Source organism: Bradyrhizobium sp. P5_C11_2 (genome assembly GCF_054049755.1).
This window is the reverse complement of the sequence record NZ_JBFULT010000819.1, coordinates 1-2,426: the sequence shown is the minus strand read 5'-3', so window position 1 is coordinate 2,426 and position 2,426 is coordinate 1. Positions and strand designations below refer to the sequence as shown.

Annotated in this window: 3 protein-coding genes and 1 pseudogene; 1 reads left to right on the top strand and 3 read right to left on the bottom strand. The window is 64.1% G+C overall.

Going from position 1 to position 2,426, the window contains the following annotated elements; all coding sequences use genetic code 11:
* Window positions 1-507, bottom strand: a pseudogene (locus tag ACXJL8_RS38995) (putative bifunctional diguanylate cyclase/phosphodiesterase); the annotation flags it as partial.
* Between the two features lie 372 nt (window positions 508-879).
* Window positions 880-1,245, bottom strand: coding sequence for a nuclear transport factor 2 family protein (locus ACXJL8_RS38990; protein ID WP_456620368.1), 366 nt, complete (start codon window positions 1,243-1,245; stop codon window positions 880-882).
* A gap of 100 nt (window positions 1,246-1,345) precedes the next feature.
* Here ACXJL8_RS38990 and ACXJL8_RS38985 point away from each other — a divergent pair, with 100 nt between their 5' ends.
* Window positions 1,346-1,936 carry a TetR/AcrR family transcriptional regulator gene (locus ACXJL8_RS38985; protein ID WP_456620369.1) on the top strand — a complete coding sequence of 197 codons (591 nt, stop codon included), beginning with the start codon at window positions 1,346-1,348 and terminating at the stop codon, window positions 1,934-1,936.
* Window positions 1,937-2,089: 153 nt separating this feature from the next.
* Here ACXJL8_RS38985 and ACXJL8_RS38980 read toward each other — a convergent pair whose 3' ends face one another.
* Window positions 2,090-2,395, bottom strand: a complete 306-nt coding sequence (locus ACXJL8_RS38980; protein WP_456620370.1) for a hypothetical protein — start codon at window positions 2,393-2,395, stop codon at window positions 2,090-2,092.
* Between the last annotated feature and the right edge of the window lie 31 nt (window positions 2,396-2,426).

Sequence of the window (2,426 nt, the reverse complement as noted above, 5' to 3'; positions counted from 1 at the left end):
GATGGGGGCCGTGAACGCGATCGCCGCGATCGGGATCGTGGCGAAGGCGAGCGCACCGCCCGCCAGCATCCCCGAACACAGGCAGGTGATGACGAGCTGGCCGCCGGCGGAGGCGTTGGCGAAGAATGCGACCGGAACGATGCCCCAGGCGGCGCCGAGTATGAAGGCATTGCGCACCAGCCGATGCATCGCCCGGCGCGAGACGAATTGCGGCTTGGTGATGCGGCGCGAGGCGTGGGATTGCAGGCCGAATGCGATCGCAGCGCCCGCCACGATGACGGCCCAGATCAAGGCCAGCGTCCAGTCCGGCGAGCGCCACAGCGCGATGGCGAGCACGGCGGCGTTGCAGGCATTGGCGAGCATGATGCCGACCGAATAGCCGAGCACGAGCGACATCTGTTCGGCGCGGATATGGCCGGCGACGGCCTCGTCGGTTGCGGGCCCGCCAAAGGCCGACAGATCGCCGGCGAACAGCCGTGCGAGATAGGAGGTCAGTTGGGTCCGCATTCGGGAGCCTGCAGCATGGGCCGTTCGTCCGGCTCGATCCGAAGAATTCTCCGCAAACCTTTGACGAACTATGAATTATCCCCGTTGCTGCCCAGCGCCACGATCACTTCTAGGTGGCAAAGCCCGCGTATCGATAACAAATCGATACAAATGCGGCGTCCCGCGTTACCGTTGTAACGGAAGGAACAATGTTTGCGACCATCTCCGCTGTTATGCCCCCGCGAAGGCGGGGCATCCAGTACGCAGCGGCTTCTCGTTTCATCACGACCGTCTCTGGAATACTGGATCGCCCGCCCCAGTGCGCAAGTGCGCACAAGGCAGGCGATGACAGCGGTCGGATGGGTAACGCGACGCCCGCCTAACGCTGGCCCATCACCGCCCCAATTGCTTCGGATCGTAGTAGAACCGCTCTTCGATCAGCTGATCGCCTCGCCAGGTCTGCCAGGCAATCTCTTCCAGCGTCCGCGTGACGCCTTCGGCATTGGTGAAGCTGAATTTCCAGCGCGTGGCGACGTTGTCGCCTTCGATCAGGCTCGGCCCGATCCGCACCGCCTTGACCTCCTTCGACGCGGCCAGCACGCCGCGCTCCTTGGCGACGAGCTTGTCGCGGCCGGTCGTCGGCGCCGCGTTGTTCTCATAGGTCGCCGCATCGGGCGTATAGAATTGTTCTATCGCGCCGACGAAATCCCCGTCCTCCAGCCGCTTCGCAAAGGCTTCGACGATGTCACGGCTCGGCATGGCGCACCTCACGATTAAAACCGACTGATAGTCGGTAAATACCGACCGCTGGTCGAAAAGTCAACTGGCAGCGCTCGTCCATTTCGATTAGAGCAGACCCATGGCGAAACAGGCGGAACGGCGGGCAGCGACATCGGAGGCGATCCTGGCGGCGGCGCGCCGCCTGTTCGGGACGCGAGGATTTACCGACACCACGATGGATGAGATCGCCGACGGCGCCGGCGTCGCCAAGGGCGCGGTCTATCATCACTTCAAGACCAAGGAGGCGGTGTTCGAGGCGGTGTTCGATCAGGTCTCGCGCGATCTCGTTGCCGAGATCGACGGCGCGGCCCGCGCCGAGAAGGACGTGCTGGCCGCCATGGTCGCCGGCACCCAGCATTACTTTGCTGCGACCGCCAAGGGCCCGACCGGCCAGATCATCCTGCGCGACGGCCCGGCCGTGCTCGGCTGGGAGCGCTGGCGCGAGATCGACGCGCAGCACTTTGGCGGCAAGATGCCGCGTGCGCTCTCTGCAGCGATGGAGGCCGGCCTGATCGCGCGGCAACCGGTCGAGCCGCTGGCGCGGCTGCTGCTCGGCGCGGTGACGGAGGCTGCGGTCGCCTGCGCCGGACGCGCCGATATCGCAAGGGCAGGGGCGGAATATGCCCGTGCGTTCAAGTCGCTGGTCGAGGCGCTGCGCGTCGCTGCATGATTGTGCGCAGTCCACCAGCCTCCCGCCATGGCCTCTTGCTCGTGGCCATCGCAGTCGCAAGCCTGGTTTTGCGCCTCGCCGAGATTTTAGTTTTGAATGTCCAGGTCGTGCGTACCTTCCGCGGGCAAGAGGCCCAAGTTCTCCGCTCTTCTCCTACTTGCAGTCGCGGCAGATGGTCAGCTTGCGCTTTAAGACCTCATCTTCTTGATCGATCGATTTCTGCCCCGTCGCGCCACTTGTCTCCACACTGGGCTTGGAGGCATTTGCTGCGCGTGACCTGATGGGGCGCGCCGCCTGGCCTGACGTGTCACCGTCGTCGACGGTGCCGACACTAAATCCATCGTAGTCGGTGACTGGTTTGGGCGACGGCCATAACCGCGAAGGTGCCAGGATTGGGTCTACCGAAGCGTTCGGCAAACGGCCCAAAAGTGATTGCTTGACCATTATCAAGCGGCGCATTGAAAAGTCTCATGGCTCTCGACCTCCGTGC

Bases quoted from the DNA above. Each gene is read 5' to 3' on its own strand.
- ACXJL8_RS38990 (WP_456620368.1), bottom strand. From the start codon at position 1,245: ATGCCGAGCCGTGACATCGTCGAAGCCTTTGCGAAGCGGCTGGAGGAC.
- ACXJL8_RS38985 (WP_456620369.1), top strand. From the start codon at position 1,346: ATGGCGAAACAGGCGGAACGGCGGGCAGCGACATCGGAGGCGATCCTG.
- ACXJL8_RS38980 (WP_456620370.1), bottom strand. From the start codon at position 2,395: ATGCGCCGCTTGATAATGGTCAAGCAATCACTTTTGGGCCGTTTGCCG.